Raw genomic sequence first — 14,000 nt, 5'->3', positions numbered from 1 at the left:
TCTAAAAAGAAGTTATCCGTTTTTATGATTAAATTTGCCTTATGAAAAATTATTCTTCTATATCTAAAATTTCTTGTCCACCATTATAGGTGTAGTCAAATTCTACATTAGATATATTCATAGCAACTATAGGGTCAGTTACTGGGTCTGGTAGCATAGTAGAATCTTTTTCTGAATAAGATCTAATGTCTCTGGGTTCTACATCATAAAAATCCCTTTGGTGAGGCGCATACAGTTTCATTTCATTTTTGCCCATATTCATACCTCCTTTTATATTTATATTATATAGTGTTCCAAATAAGAGTGAAAAAATGAAGGTAATATTAGTTAAATCAACACCGGTGGTTCTAAATGAATATAATAAGGTTATTTCGGAAAAAATATATAAATAACTAAAAATTCACAATTTAATAGAGGAGAATTAAATAAAATGTAGAATATATATACTTATAGTTGTTATCAATAAATAACTATTATAGATTAATAAGATCACAATTAGAATTATAGTGTTCTAAATTTAAAGGAGGAATAATAATGACTGAATTAAGACAAATTTATAAATGTGAAATATGTGGTAATATAGTTGAAGTGGTCCACAATGCTGGGGGAACTTTAGTCTGTTGTGGAAAACCTATGACACTTAAAGGAGAAAATACTCAGGACGCAGCAGTTGAAAAACATGTTCCAGTAGTAGAAAAAATAGAAGGCGGAATTAGAGTCATGGTTGGAGCAGTAGAGCATCCAATGACAGAGGAACATCATATTGAATTTATCGAAGTGCATACAGAAAGTAAAGTATACAGAAAATACTTAAAACCAGGTGAAAAACCAGTAGCAGAATTTAAGTTAGATGAGGAAGTGTTATTCCTACGCGAATACTGTAACTTACATGGTCTTTGGAAAGCATAATATTTAAAAGTTCTATTGACAGTTTAAGCAAATAGGAATAATATAATTTAAAGACATTTTAAATTTTATAATGTTATAGTCTTTGATGAGAAGTAAGTAAATTTAAAAACAGGTTTTCAGAGAGTCGTAGATAGTGTGATTGCGATAATTATGTTTAAATTGAATGGGTCTCTAAGACTCGGGATGAATTGCAGTAGTCCTTGACGTAAGCCTTACGTTATAAAGGTAGGATATCTTAGTGTATCTGTTTGAGTAGAAGCTCTAATATAGCTTCTAAGTATTAGGTGGTACCGTGTATATGCGCCCTATGGATTTATCCATAGGGTTTTTTTTACATTAAAGGACCTTTTAATACATTGAATAAATCATATATTATATTTTAGGAGATGATATTTTTGGAAGGTAATAAAAAAGTAATATTTAGTGGAATTAAACCTTCAGGCGACTTAACTTTAGGTAATTACTTAGGAGCTATAAAAAACTGGGTTAAATTACAAGAAGAATATGAATGCTATTTTTGTGTGATGGATTTGCATGCAATTACAGTAAAACAAGAACCAAAGGATTTGAGAAGGAGATCCTTAGAACTATTAGCTATTTATTTAGCTTCAGGCATTGATCCTGAGAAAAATACCATATTTATTCAGTCGCATGTCCCAGCTCATAGTGAAGCTGGTTGGATGTTAACTTGTTCCACTTACATGGGGGAATTAAGTAGAATGACTCAATATAAAGATAAATCTAAAAATAGTGGAGAAAGTATATCAGCAGGTTTATTTAATTATCCAGTGCTGATGGCAGCAGACATTTTATTATATCAGACTGATTTAGTTCCTGTAGGAAAGGATCAACTTCAACATCTTGAAATTGCAAGGGATATAGGGGAAAGATTCAATAGGACATATAGCGACACCTTTGTAATCCCAGAAGCATATGTACCCAAATCAGGGGCTAAGATAATGGATATGCAAGATCCAACAAAAAAAATGTCTAAATCAGAAGAAAATATTAATGGATATATTTTAATAATGGATCCACCAGAAGTTATAAGAAAGAAAGTAAATAGGGCTGTTACAGATAGCTTAGGAGAAGTTAAGTATAATGATGAGCAATTAGGTGTTAAAAATTTAATGACTATACTAATGACTATAACTGGCATTTCTATGGAAGAAATTGAAGGGAAATATGAAGGCTTAGGTTATGCTCAATTTAAGAATGATGTAGCAGAAGCAATAGTTTCTGAACTTGAACCTATACAGGTTAAGATTAAGGAATATCTAGGTAATAAAGTTTATTTAGAGGAGATTTATAAAAAAGGTTCTGAGAAGGCTAACTATGTTGCCAATAAGACATTAAGAAAAATGCAAAAGAAAATAGGATTTATTCCGAGATAAAGTTTAAAATTTCTCCGGCGTGCCTTACAAACGAGCTCGGGGCTGGAAATTCCATTAAGAAATTCTAATCTTTTGCTCATATAAAATTCTCTAACGCTCACATTCGGCGTCCTGCCTCAGGTTCGCTAGCTTGCACTTCCTGTGCAAGCTTACGAGAATTTTATATTCGCAAAAGAAGAATTTCTAAATGGAATTTCAATAGTCCTTTCGCTTTTTATTGCAAGTCTCTCGGTCAAAATTTTATACGTTCATGCGCAGTCCCTTACGAGCAGTGAAAAAGAAGCTGAAAATAAAGTCTTTCATAAAACCCTAGTCTGTAGTATCATTTTAAATTTACAGGCTGTGGTTTTTTTATTTATAGAGTACAAGCTTAGTTGACAGAAATGTTCATAAAAGATAAAATCAATAGGTAGAGAATTTAAAAATGAAAATTTTAGAATCACTAGAAGTACAGAGAGTGATTGTAGGAATATATATTTATAGTACATATTAAAATATTTAAAAAAGGAGTGCGATAACCTTGCTGGATTACATAAAAGAGATTCAAAAGAGAAGAACATTTGCTATAATTTCCCACCCGGATGCTGGTAAAACTACATTAACAGAAAAGTTATTATTATATGGAGGAGCAATAAGGCTTGCAGGTTCAGTTAAGGCTAGAAAAGCCTCTAAACATGCGGTTTCTGACTGGATGGAAATAGAAAAACAAAGAGGTATTTCTGTTACATCTTCAGTTATGCAATTTAATTATAATGATTTTTGTATAAACATACTTGATACACCAGGTCACCAAGACTTTAGTGAAGATACTTATAGAACCCTTATGGCTGCAGATAGTGCAGTAATGATTATTGATGGTGCAAAAGGAGTAGAGGAGCAAACAAGAAAGCTATTCCATGTATGTAGTATTAGGGAGATACCCATATTTACGTTTATTAACAAGATGGATAGAGAAACTAGAGATATATTCGAACTTATGGATGAGATAGAAAATGAATTTGGAATTAAATCTTACCCAATGAATTGGCCTATAGGTTGTGGGGTAGATTTTAAAGGTGTTTACGATAGACGAACAAAGGAAATAATTGTTTTTGATGATGGAAAGCATGGACAAATAGCAGCTAAAGAGACAAAAATTAGTGTTAATGATGAAAAGGCAATTGAGCTTATTGGAGATGTACTATATGAAAAGCTTATGGAAGATATGGAGCTTTTAGATGTAGCTGGTGATGATTTTGATTTAGCAAAAGTGGCTACTGGAGAGCTTACGCCAGTATTTTTTGGAAGTGCCTCAACCAATTTTGGAGTTGAACCTTTTTTAGATAATTTTTTACGATTAACTTCATCGCCATTACCAAGAAATTCAAGCATAGGTAAAATAGACGTTTTCAGCAAAGATTTTTCTGCTTTTGTATTTAAAATTCAAGCTAATATGAATAAAGCTCACAGAGATAGAATGGCTTTTATGAGAATTTGTTCTGGACAGTTTGAAAAAGGTATGGACGTTTATCATGTGCAAGGTGGTAATAAAATAAAATTAGCGCAACCTCAACAATTTTTAGCGCAAGAGAGAGAAATAGTTGAGGCGGCTTATGCAGGAGATATTATTGGAGTTTTTGATCCAGGTATATTTAGCATAGGAGATACAATATGTGCTTCATCAAATAAATTTAAGTTTGAAGGAATACCAACTTTTGCCCCAGAACATTTTGCAAGTGTGAGAACTGTTGATACAATGAAGAGAAAGCAATTTATAAAGGGTATAACACAAATAGCTGAAGAAGGTGCAATCCAAGTATTTAAGGAACTTCATATAGGGATTGAACAAATTATAGTTGGGGTTGTAGGAGTGCTTCAGTTTGAAGTATTAGAATTCAGACTTAAAAATGAATATAATGCAGATATTAAGATGGATAGATTGGCGTTTAAATATATAAGATGGATTGAAAATAGTAATATAGACAAAGAAGAACTTAACTTGACTAGTGATACGAGAATAGTTAAAGATCTTAAGGACAGAGATTTGTTACTGTTTCAAAGTGATTGGTCCATTAGTTGGGCAATAGAGCATAATAAAGGTTTGATTTTATCAGACGTTAGCAAAAACGATGACTAATTTAAAAATAAAAGAAAAAATCTCTTGAAATAATTTCAAGAGGTTTTTTCTTTTATTTTTTTACGTGCTTTTTCTTCTGCTAGATAGAGCATCAACTATAAAGATAATTGTAGCAACTATTAGTAGGATATTGATTAAATTACCACCTATGCTGAAAAGTACTCCAATTAAAACAAATAATACTACAAAGCCGCCTAACCAACGTAGAAAAGGCATATGCGTACCTCCATTTATAAATCTACTAGAATGGATTTATCAACTCTAGTGAATTATGCATATGAATACTAGATATAGTATGTATTACTTTAGCAATGTATATGCAAAAAATATATGGGAGCATGGTTTAAAGTGTATGCATACATTTGAAAAAATGATTATTTTTGTATATAATAATATTAAAAGATTGCTTAGGAATATATTTTAAGGCTAAATTGCATTAAAAATTAAATCATGGGGGGATAAATATGGAAAATAGAGTATCAGCAATTAAAACTATTGACATAGTACAAATCAGTCTAATGGCAGCGATTACATTTATAGCTACGAGTGTTATACACTTTCCCAGTTCTATGGGAGTACTTCATTTAGGAGATAGCATGATTTTTTTATCAGCTATATTATTTGGAAGAAAAAAAGCAGCTATATCATCTGCTATTGGTATGTGTTTATTTGATTTAATGACTGGATATACTATGTGGGCACCATTTACTCTTGTTATTAAAGGCGGTATGGGTTATATTGCTGGAACAATTGCTTATAGAAAAAATTATGATGGAAATAAATTTTCAAATAATGTTTTTGCTTTTGTTGTAGCGGGTATTTGGATGATTGTGGCATATTATTTAGGTGGAGCAATTATACTAACATTTATTTCTAAAGAATTTACTCTTCAAAAGGCATTAATTATTGCTTTAAAGGATATACCTACTAACATTCTTCAAGTAGTAGGCGGTATGGCTCTAGCACTGCCTTTAATAACAGCTTTAAAAACAAAAATTAATAGATAAGATAATAAACATAAAAATAGAGCTATTATTATCAATACTTTTTTAAAATTAGTATTGATAAATAAGAGCTCTATTTTTGTATTATACCAGAATAGTTATTTTTCTTGGCTTTTCTAGTTTTAATATAAAATATACTGAAAATTATTGTTGGTATTAATATGAAGCATACTACAGAGAAATAGGCAAAAACATTTAAAAACTTATATAGAAACAATACTTTAGCTGAAACAAAATAGGAAATTGCGAATACAAATAAAGTAATAATGTATATAGTGTATTTATTAAAGAAAGAAAGTTGTTTTAATAGAATTAGTATGGCATTCAGCGTTAACATATATTTTATAAACCATCCACCCACCATTTGAAGCATTACAAAAAATTCACCACCCTCTAAAAAACTGAAGTAACTAACTAACTGAGTTTGTATGAGCTTGGGATAGTTAAGGCTAAGGACTCTAGCTATGCCGAAGGTACTTAAAAGACCAATGTTTGCAACAATCTCCATTTGTATTACAATTAATATTGCAATAATGCAGTGCTTTGTGATTTTTGACTTACTTGTTACTTTGGATAAAAAGGGAATGCAAGCACCTATACCTCCGTAGCATCCAAGTGCTTTTATTATAGATATAATAAAAGAGGGGGTGATACCATCCGCCATTATAGGAAGTAGGTAACTAAGTTTTTTATATTTAGATGTAAGAATTGCTAGGTTTATACCTGCAACCATAATAAGACATATACCGATAATAGTAATTATAATTATTGACCTAGTACCTTTTTTTGTAATATAAATGGCTGGTATTAATATAAACAAAAGAAAAAACCAAGGTGGAGTATCTGAAAGCATATTTACGTGCAAGGCATTTGCCTCCACTGAAGAACTTTCTATCAAAGTAACAATTAAGGCTATGATAAATAGTATCAAAAAAATGTCACCTATAGTTTTACCTAAAGCCCTATGGTATATTTCATTCATATTGTAGCAATTACTTTTTTTACAAACAAAAAGTATATAAATAAAATATAAAAGTAAAAGAATAGAGGCGACAATAACGGAAATCCAGGAATTTCTACCTCCATTTATAATGAATATATTGGGGTAAGTTTTCATTGCTACAATGGAAGTTCCCCAAATAATGAATATTAAATGTTTTGTATTTAGCTTATCCATTTTAACTCCTTGTTTCAATTTTATATTCTTTGAAAATAAAACTTGTAATATATTAGTAGTATTTCCCAATTTGAGAATAATAATCTTAAATATTACAAATAATAAAAAGGGTGATTAAAATGGAAAAACTAAATATGGATTATATTAAGGGAAAATTGAAAAATAGCTATGATGTGAAATATCGAGAGATAGAATGCGCACTGGGAATAATAATCGGCGTATTTATTGATGATTTATGTGATTCTAAATTTATTAGTGAATATATATTTGAGCCACTAATACAAAAAAATATTTCAAATGTAGATTTAGAGCATATAAAAAAAGAAGTATTATCAGCGAGTAGCATTGGAGATATTAACAGTAATGATGATGCTATATCACACATTTTGTCTGGAGATTTGGTGCTTGTATTTTCTTTTACAAATAGTGCAATTTATTGTGAGGCCAAGGGGTATGTGAGGCGGAGTGTTGGCGTACCTCCTTCAGAAAATGTAATTAAAGGACCAAGAGAAGGATTTACGGAGGCTTTTGTAGATAATGTATCTCTGATTAGACGAAAGATAAAAAATTCGGATTTAAAATTCGAAACCTTAGTTTTAGGGAGTAAATCTAACACAGTAGTTGTCATATGCTATATAGAAGGGGTGGCCCCAAGGAAGCTTGTTAATTATATAAGAAAAAAAGTGTCTAGCATAAAGCTAGAGTTTATCTTAGATACAAATTATATTGAGGAACAATTAAAAAATAAGCACACAGCTTTTGACACAATAGGAACTACGGAAAAACCAGATGTTGTAGCATCAAAGCTTTTAGAAGGAAAAATAGCAATAATTGTAGATGGAACACCATTTGTAATTACTGCACCATATTTTTTCGTGGATAATTTTCAAGCACCAGATGATTATTATGCTAATAAGTATTTTGCTAATTTATCTAGACTCACTAGGGTGGTTAGCTTCTTCTCAGCTAGCTTATTGTCAGGGTTATATGTTGCTATTGCTTGTTTCCACTTTTCCCTTATTCCTACTGTGTTTGCTGTGAAGTTCACAATTTCAAGAGCTGGTGTACCTCTTCCCACTGTTATAGAGCTATTAGTAATGACTTTTTTCTTTCAATTACTTAGAGAGGCAGGTATAAGATTACCACAATCTATAGGCCAGTCAATGAGTATTGTTGGTGCTTTAATTTTAGGGGATGCTGCAGTGGGAGTAGGCCTGGCATCTCAAAGCACTGTAGTAATTGTGGCACTTTCTTCTATATCTTCTTTTTTAGTTCCTAAGCTTTATGGAGCTCTAACCATATGGAATATAATTATTATTTTGTTTTCCTCAGTGCTTGGACTTCCAGGATTTTACATTAGTTTCTTTATTTTTATTTCACATATGGCGGGCCTTGAAAGCTGTGGATATCCATATTTATTTCCTTTAGGTACGCTAGAAAGCTTTAAATTAAAGGATGTACTATATAGAGAAGACCTAGGAGAAATATCTAATAGTATTTTTGATAAGGATGATTATAATGAATAAGTATAAAAAACCATTACTCATAGCCTTAATAATAATGAATTGTTTTAGCATGACATCGTGTTTCAGCTACAGGGATATTAATAAAGTTTTATTTATTACTGCCTTAATAATAGATGTAGATAATATGGGAAATCCTATATTATATGCTGAAGCTTTTAAGGGAATAAGAGGGGTATCACCTCAAGGAATGGATGAAAGAATATTATTTAAAGGAACAGGAAAAACAATCTTTGAAGCTGTTAGAAATATGAATGCTACTTCCAGTTATAAATTAAATTATACACAGAATAAAGCCATAATATTTACTCAAAAGGCTGCAGAATTCGGTCTTGATAATTTTATAGATATGTTAGACCGGGATCAAGAATTTCTTGTAAGGCCGTATATTGCAATATACCTAGGGGATCCAGAAAAACTTATAAAGTTGAATATTATTCAAGATAAGTACATTGGATTATTTGTAGTGCAACTTATAGAAAATATTGGGGCGTCTTCAAGAGCTGTAAAACTAAGTTTAAACGAATTTTATAACCAAAGGAATATGGGAGATAAAAGCAATGTCATAACCATAATAGATATCACAAAAGACAGTTTAGAACCAAAATTACAAATAAATGGTGGAGCAGTTATTAAAAATGATAAAATGGTTAGTATATTATCAATTCTGGAAGGGCAAGGGTTTAATTTTTTAATGAATAGTATTTCAGGTGGTACTTTAGAAATAACTAATCCCTGTGATATTAATAAATTTGTAACTTTAGAAATTACAAAAAGTAAAACTAAGACAGAAATTAGCTATTATGACAATGTTATTCATTTAAAAAAGAAAATTAAAGTTAAGGTGGATTTTGGAGAGGCCCAGAAAAGTATTTTACTTACAAAAGAAAATATAAGTAAAATCAAAAATAAATCAGAAGAGAATATTGTGAAAGCCTGCAATAATGTATTTGAAAAATACAAGGAGATGGGTATAGATATCTTTGATATAAGTGAAGAATCTTACAGGAAATACCCAAAGATAAAAATCAAAGATATTATTAAGAAAACTGATTTAAAAGTAGAAGCAGAAGTAGAAATAATGAATACAGGGGATGCTAATAACTTCCAATAAAAAAATCATAGGAAGTTCTGCAATTTAGTTGTATACTAATTATAGGATAATGGATTTATAATACATTTACTTAAAAGGAATGTTAAATTGAATGGAAAAAGAATTAGAATTGGTAGAAAAATTTGAAAGACTAAGGGAAGAGTTTGAAACTTATCAAAATTTCGCTGAAAGTACCATACAAATTATAAGTGAAAAAAATACTAAGTTGGAGAAGATGTTGGATAATATAACCAACATTGTTGAAATTAGTAAGTATATTAATTCTAATATTAGTGATTCTAACTTAATATCTATGATAAATGACATGATTATAGGTATTTCAGGTGTAACATATTCATCAATATATTTATATGAATTTGATAAATTGGTAGTTAAGGCAACAAATAGTGATGAGGTGGATTTGAATTTAAAGTTTAAAGACCATTTTGTACAATTAAATGAAGGGAAATTATTTATTATTAATTCTAAGAGCGCTGTGGGAGAGGATTTAATAAAAGATAAAATACATTCAATAATAGGTATACCAATTAATTTAAGAGATAAATTTACGGGTTACATAATAGTCGAACATACACTATGGAATTTTTTTAGCCAAGAGTACGTAAGTTTTATCTCTTCTATTGCTATTCAAATTGCTATAACTATTGAAAATAGTTTATTGTATGCTAAGGTTAAGGAAAGTTCAATAAGAGATCCGTTACTTGGAATATACAATAGAAAATACTTTTTTGACACCATAGAAAATAAACTTTTTACTGATATATCTACTGAATTTGCAATAGTTATGATGGATATTGATGATTTTAAAAAAGTGAATGATTTATATGGCCATCAAGCTGGTGATGATATTTTACTAAGTATTACCAATACTATAAGTGAAAATTTGCATGAGGAAGATATAGTGGCTAGATATGGTGGGGAAGAAATTGTTATATATATTCATGAAGTTCGAAATTATAACATAGTTTATAATAGAATTGACAATATCAGAAAAAAAATAACTAATACCATAAGTGAGAGTAAGAATCTAAAAAATCCCATTACAGCTAGTTTTGGAATTAGCTATTACAAGGGAAATAAAAGTGTGGATAAAGTATTAGAAATAGCAGATATAATGCTTTATAAAGCTAAAGCAAGTGGTAAAAATAGAGTTGTAAGCGAATAAAAGGGCGATGGTATTCCATCGTCTTTTGTTGAATATGCCAGAGTATCATTAGAAAAATTATCTTAGAAACATTGCATATCAATAAACATAGTATATTATTATAGCACGGTTGGAGTGAAATATATGGATACAAAAAAAATCAGCATATTGTTAAAAAGGGATGAAGGTACAAAATTAGATTTTAAGTTAAAAATGGATATATTAATAGAAAGCGGTAAAAAAGAATTAGCTAAAGATATATGTGCTATAGCAAATTCTCGTGGAGGAAGAGGATATATTGTTGTTGGGGTTGAAGATAAGACCAAAAGAGTTATAGGTATTAATCTTGACGACTTTAAAGAAGAGCAGTTTCAACAAATTATTAGTTCAAGATGTGAACCACCTATTCCGATTTCCATAGATTTTGTGATATATCAAACTAAAAATTTGGCAATTATAACTATATATGATGGTGGTCAGAAGCCTTATCAATTAAGAGAAAATGGTGCCTTTTATATTAGGCGTGGTTCTACAACAGATACTATGAGAAAGGACGAATTAATCTCTTGTTTACAAGAAAATCTAAGTTTAAATATTGAAACTATGCCTATTATAAATAGTGATATCAATAGTTTGGATTTTAATATAATAAATAAATACTTTTTAAACAAGGGAATTGTAGTAACTGATGACAATAGATTAGAGTTTATGGATAATACAGGAATAACCTTTATTGAAAGGGATTATAACAAGAGAGTTGTTACACTAGGTGGCTTATTGGTGTTTTCAGGAGTTAATAGTATTTATCTACCTCATAATATGATTAAGATAGTAAACAAGGTAAATAATAAGGTTGATGAGGTTATAATTGTGCAGGGAAGCCTATTATATATGCTAGATAAGGTAGAAGAACTGTTCAAAAATATATTTCCTTTAAATTATCCTATAGATTCCGTACATGAAGCTGTAAAAAATGCAATACTTTTTAGGGACTATACTATTTTCTATAAGGAAATAGAAATAGCAATAAACTATAATAGCGTTAGCGTAATTAGTCCTGGTAATTTATTATTTTCAAATAAAATTAATGCTCATAATTATTCAAAAAGAAATATGTGGATATACGATAAATTAATAGCCTTAGATGATAGAAAAAGGTTCATAAAATCTGGGAAAGGCTTTGCAAGAATGAAGAAGGCTTTTGTAAAATATGGTAAAGTAATATTTGTGGATTCAAAAGATGATAATAGTTTTAAGGTAATTTTTCCAGGAATTAAAAATTTTATTTAATAAGTATAATATTGCAAAAATATTCTGAATAATATATAATGAGTGTAACTATATTGCGTACAGTGTAGACCTGTTTAATAATTATCTGGTTATGTTAGATAAAATAGGAGGCGGTTAACATGATTCATGTATTTTGCGGTAGAAAAGGTTCAGGTAAAACTAAAGCTTTGATTAAACTTGCCAATGAAAAGGTTCATGAGGTTAAGGGGAACATAGTGTATATTGATGATGATACTAAAGCTGTTTTGCAATTAAATAGCAAAATGAGATTTGTAGCTACAAATGAGTTTAATTTAAAAAATAATAATGATTTTTATGGTTTTTTGTGCGGTATGCTCTCAAAAGATTACGATATTGATACCATTTTTGTTGATGGTGTATTTAATATTGTTGATGATAAACTTGAGCATACGGCACAATTGTTTTCTAAAATGGATTCTTTAGCTAAAAAGTATAATGTAGATTTTTATGTAAATGTTAGTTGTGAATATAAAACCCCACCAGAATTTTTAAAGGATTATATCGCATAAACATTTAATTGATTTTTAGTGAAATGCAGGGCTAAAAACCCTGCATTTATTGTAAATAGAGCAAATGGTTGAAAATCAGAGTATATAGCAAGTAAATAGATGCAAGTAGAGAAAATGACCAATTAGTAAACTTGATATACTTTAAATATACCTATACAATTAACAGAATAAAAGTTTATATATAAAAGGCTGTGAAGGAAAAAAGTAACTGTAGGAATTATTAAGAGAGCTAGTGGTAGGTGTGAACTAGTTAATGAATATAGTGAAATACATTCTGGAGCTTTAAGCTGAAATAAAGTCGTTAATGAGCCGCTTCGAGATTGTAAGCCGCTGTGGAGATGACGTTTAAAGTAAGCTGAGACGGACTTACCTTACGTTATAAGGCATGAGCGGATTGTTAAATCAATTTGGGTGGTACCACGGAATTATTTCGTCCCTTTCTTAGGGGCGTTTTTTTATTTCCCAAAAATAATAGAGCATTAAAAATAAGGAGGAATAATTTATGTCAAATGTATATGATACACTATACGAGCGAGGATACATCAAACAACTTACTCATGAGGAGGAAATAAGGAAAATACTAGATGCAGAAAAGGTAACATTTTATATAGGTTTTGACCCTACAGCAGATAGTCTACATATTGGCCATTTTATTGCTATGATGTTTATGGCACATATGCAAAGGGCAGGCCATAGGCCTATAGCCTTAGTTGGCGGTGGAACTGCAATGATAGGTGATCCGTCAGGGAAAACGGATATGAGAAAAATGCTTACAAAAGAAGAAATTGATTATAATATATCATGCATAAAATCGCAGCTTTCAAAACTTATAGACTTTAGTGATGGTAAAGCAATACTCGAAAACAATGCAGATTGGCTACTAAACTTAAATTATGTAGAATTTATAAGAGATATAGGAGTACATTTTTCAGTAAACAGGATGTTAACTGCTGAATGCTTTAAACAGAGATTAGAAAAAGGACTATCTTTCCTTGAGTTTAATTATATGCTTATGCAGGGATATGACTTTTTAGTTTTAAATCAAAAATATGGATGTACTATGCAACTCGGTGGAGATGATCAATGGTCTAACATAATTGCTGGTATGGAACTAATAAGAAGAAAAGAAAGTAAATCTTCATATGGAATGACATGTGCATTGCTTACTAACAGTGAAGGCAAAAAGATGGGAAAAACAGAAAATGGAGCACTATGGCTTGATGCAGATAAAACGTCACCTTATGATTTTTATCAATACTGGAGAAATGTAGCAGACTCAGATGTAAAGCAATGCTTGTCCTTACTTACATTTGTACCAATGGAGGAAGTTAGACAATTAAGTGCTTTAAAAGATGAAAAGATTAATGAAGCTAAAAAAGTTTTAGCTTTTGAAGTTACAAAACTTATTCATGGAGAAGAAGAAGCTATAAAGGCTCAGACAGCAGCAGAAGCATTGTTTGGTGGTGGAGCTAACATGAGTACCGTGCCTAAAGTATCTATACCCTTAGATATGAAGAGTGTGGGACTCATGGATATATTAGTGTACACTAAAGTAGTACCATCAAAAGCAGAAGCTAGAAGGCTTATTGAACAGGGTGGATTAACTGTTAATGGCAGAAAAATTGAAGAAAAAAATGAAACACTTTTAGACTCAGATTTTAAGGATGCTAGTGTACTTATAAAAAAAGGAAAGAAAAAATACTATTCCTTAATTATAGAATAATAAAATTTAAAAAAACAAAGCTGAAGTTAATATTTTAGCTTTGTTTTTTTAGTAACATTTATTTTATGGGGATTGT

13 protein-coding genes and 1 other annotated feature are annotated in these 14,000 nt (G+C 30.2%); of the genes, 10 read left to right on the top strand and 3 right to left on the bottom strand.

Translation table 11 applies throughout. The features are described 5' to 3' along the window. Positions 1-49: 49 nt before the first annotated feature. Positions 50-256, bottom strand: a complete 207-nt coding sequence (locus tag G9F71_RS21250; protein ID WP_202017911.1) for a hypothetical protein — start codon at positions 254-256, stop codon at positions 50-52. A gap of 278 nt (positions 257-534) precedes the next feature. Here G9F71_RS21250 and G9F71_RS21245 point away from each other — a divergent pair, with 278 nt between their 5' ends. The 3 genes from G9F71_RS21245 to G9F71_RS21235 all read left to right on the top strand — a co-directional run bounded on the left by G9F71_RS21245 (position 535) and on the right by G9F71_RS21235 (position 4,419). Next, entirely contained in the window at positions 535-909 is a 375-nt protein-coding gene (locus G9F71_RS21245; protein WP_164948640.1) for a desulfoferrodoxin, read from the top strand. 395 nt (positions 910-1,304) lie between these two features. After that, positions 1,305-2,303 (top strand): tryptophan--tRNA ligase, encoded by a 999-nt coding sequence (gene trpS / locus G9F71_RS21240; protein WP_164948639.1) that lies wholly within the window; start codon positions 1,305-1,307, stop codon positions 2,301-2,303. A gap of 520 nt (positions 2,304-2,823) precedes the next feature. Next, entirely contained in the window at positions 2,824-4,419 is a 1,596-nt protein-coding gene (locus G9F71_RS21235; RefSeq protein WP_125004095.1) for a peptide chain release factor 3, read from the top strand. Positions 4,420-4,479: 60 nt separating this feature from the next. On the opposite strand, the gene G9F71_RS21230 is transcribed toward G9F71_RS21235, so the two are convergent. Further along, positions 4,480-4,635, bottom strand: coding sequence for a hypothetical protein (locus G9F71_RS21230; protein WP_164948638.1), 156 nt, complete (start codon positions 4,633-4,635; stop codon positions 4,480-4,482). 248 nt (positions 4,636-4,883) lie between these two features. Between G9F71_RS21230 and G9F71_RS21225 the strand changes: the two genes are divergently transcribed. Beyond that, positions 4,884-5,426: an ECF transporter S component gene (locus G9F71_RS21225; protein WP_164948637.1), complete on the top strand. Its 543-nt coding sequence runs from the start codon at positions 4,884-4,886 to the stop codon at positions 5,424-5,426. 70 nt (positions 5,427-5,496) lie between these two features. On the opposite strand, the gene G9F71_RS21220 is transcribed toward G9F71_RS21225, so the two are convergent. After that, entirely contained in the window at positions 5,497-6,600 is a 1,104-nt protein-coding gene (locus tag G9F71_RS21220; protein WP_164948636.1) for an endospore germination permease, read from the bottom strand. 119 nt (positions 6,601-6,719) lie between these two features. Here G9F71_RS21220 and G9F71_RS21215 point away from each other — a divergent pair, with 119 nt between their 5' ends. The 6 genes from G9F71_RS21215 to tyrS all read left to right on the top strand — a co-directional run bounded on the left by G9F71_RS21215 (position 6,720) and on the right by tyrS (position 13,924). Then, a complete protein-coding gene (locus G9F71_RS21215; protein WP_164948635.1) occupies positions 6,720-8,126 on the top strand; it encodes a spore germination protein in 1,407 nt (468 codons plus the stop codon). After that, positions 8,119-9,237 (top strand): Ger(x)C family spore germination protein, encoded by a 1,119-nt coding sequence (locus tag G9F71_RS21210; RefSeq protein ID WP_164948634.1) that lies wholly within the window; start codon positions 8,119-8,121, stop codon positions 9,235-9,237. The genes G9F71_RS21215 and G9F71_RS21210 overlap by 8 nt, the downstream gene beginning before the upstream one ends. A gap of 91 nt (positions 9,238-9,328) precedes the next feature. After that, a complete protein-coding gene (locus G9F71_RS21205; RefSeq protein ID WP_164948633.1) occupies positions 9,329-10,402 on the top strand; it encodes a sensor domain-containing diguanylate cyclase in 1,074 nt (357 codons plus the stop codon). A gap of 123 nt (positions 10,403-10,525) precedes the next feature. After that, the gene (locus G9F71_RS21200) at positions 10,526-11,671 is read left to right on the top strand and encodes a helix-turn-helix domain-containing protein (protein ID WP_164948632.1); all 1,146 of its coding nucleotides are present in this window, start codon (positions 10,526-10,528) and stop codon (positions 11,669-11,671) included. Positions 11,672-11,790: 119 nt separating this feature from the next. After that, the gene (locus G9F71_RS21195) at positions 11,791-12,201 is read left to right on the top strand and encodes an ATP-binding protein (protein ID WP_164948631.1); all 411 of its coding nucleotides are present in this window, start codon (positions 11,791-11,793) and stop codon (positions 12,199-12,201) included. Positions 12,202-12,383: 182 nt separating this feature from the next. Further along, positions 12,384-12,642, top strand: a binding site (T-box leader). Positions 12,643-12,703: 61 nt separating this feature from the next. Continuing rightward, the gene (gene tyrS, locus G9F71_RS21190; RefSeq protein ID WP_164948630.1) at positions 12,704-13,924 is read left to right on the top strand and encodes a tyrosine--tRNA ligase; all 1,221 of its coding nucleotides are present in this window, start codon (positions 12,704-12,706) and stop codon (positions 13,922-13,924) included. Positions 13,925-14,000: the final 76 nt, after the last annotated feature.

It is taken from the genome of Clostridium sp. FP2, from assembly GCF_011065955.2.
Taxonomy (GTDB): Bacteria; Bacillota; Clostridia; order Clostridiales; family Clostridiaceae; genus Clostridium_AD; species Clostridium_AD tagluense.
The sequence above is the reverse complement of the archived record's forward strand: the minus strand, read 5'-3'. Positions and strand labels throughout refer to the sequence as shown.